This is a genomic window from Actinosynnema sp. NPDC059335 (assembly GCF_042752395.1).
Classification (GTDB): domain Bacteria; phylum Actinomycetota; class Actinomycetes; order Mycobacteriales; family Pseudonocardiaceae; genus Actinosynnema.
In genome coordinates this window covers 1-1,087 of the sequence record NZ_JBHYXZ010000333.1, presented here as the reverse complement: position 1 = coordinate 1,087, position 1,087 = coordinate 1, and the positions used below count along the sequence as shown (strand labels likewise).

Below are 1,087 nucleotides of genomic sequence, written 5' to 3'. Positions count from 1 at the left end.
CTAGCTGTACTGATTCGTGACGTTGTTGACGTCTAGGCGGTCAGTCGGGTGATGGGTGGCTGGCCGCCGAGGGCGCTGTGGGCTCGGTGGTGGTTGTAGTCGTGGATCCAGCGGGGCAGGGCGGCCAGGCGCTGGTCGTTGCCTGTCCAGGCTCTCGCGTAGGCGAACTCGGTTTGCAGGGTGCGGTTGAAGCGTTCGGCTTTGCCGTTGGTCCAGGGGCAGCCCGGCTTGATGAAGCGGCGGCGGATGGCCAGGGCGATGCAGACCGCCCGCCAGTTCCGTCCGACCCGGTAGACCTTGGCGTTGTCGGTGAGCACCCGCAGCACGACCACGCCGTGGTCGCGGAACCAGGCCACCGCCCGGTGCAGGAAGCCCGCGCAGGTCATGTCCTTCTCGTCGGGGAGGGCCTCGACGTAGGCGATGCGGGTGCGGTCGTCCACCGCGACATGGAAGTAGTCGTAGCCGATGCCCCGGCCGCGTACTTTCTCGCTGCGGCCGTGCGCCCGCCAGCCGCCGCCGTCGGGGACGCGGCCGAGTTTCTTGACGTCGACGTGCAACAGGTCGCCGGGATGGCGGCGTTCGTAGCGGATGTCGGTGCGGCGGTGGCGCACCGACAGGCCGGTGATCGGGTCGACCGCGGCCAGGGCGGGTTCGCCGCGGCGGCGCAGCACCCGGCCGATGGTGGAGGCGGGCAGACCGAGCAGTCCGGCCAGGTGCACCGGTCCTCGTCGTAGCCGCCGGCGGGCGGCCAGGATGCGGTCCTCGACCTCGACCGGGGTGCGGCGTGGGCTGCGGTGCGGGCGCGAGCTGCGGTCGAGCAGCCCGGCGTCGCCCTCACGTCGATGCCGGGCCAGCCACTTGTGCACCGTGGCGCGCGAGATGCCCAGTTGCTCGGCGATACAGGCCGGTGACCACCCGGCTGCACGCCGGGCCACGATCAGTCTGCGGGCGTGGACGGTGGTGCGGGCGTTACTGTGCACGCGAGGACCTCCGTGTGCCGATGGGATGCGTCAGACACATCCACTCCGCCCGGAGGTCCTCCCGTCTTCAACCCGACACGCCGTCAACAACCTGATTAGTCACTACA

General features: G+C 70.4%; 1 protein-coding gene. It reads right to left on the bottom strand.

Annotated elements, in window-relative coordinates:
- Positions 1 to 32: 32 nt before the first annotated feature.
- The gene (locus ACFXGA_RS40240) at positions 33 to 980 is read right to left on the bottom strand and encodes an IS481 family transposase (RefSeq protein WP_378098503.1); all 948 of its coding nucleotides are present in this window, start codon (positions 978 to 980) and stop codon (positions 33 to 35) included.
- Positions 981 to 1,087: the final 107 nt, after the last annotated feature.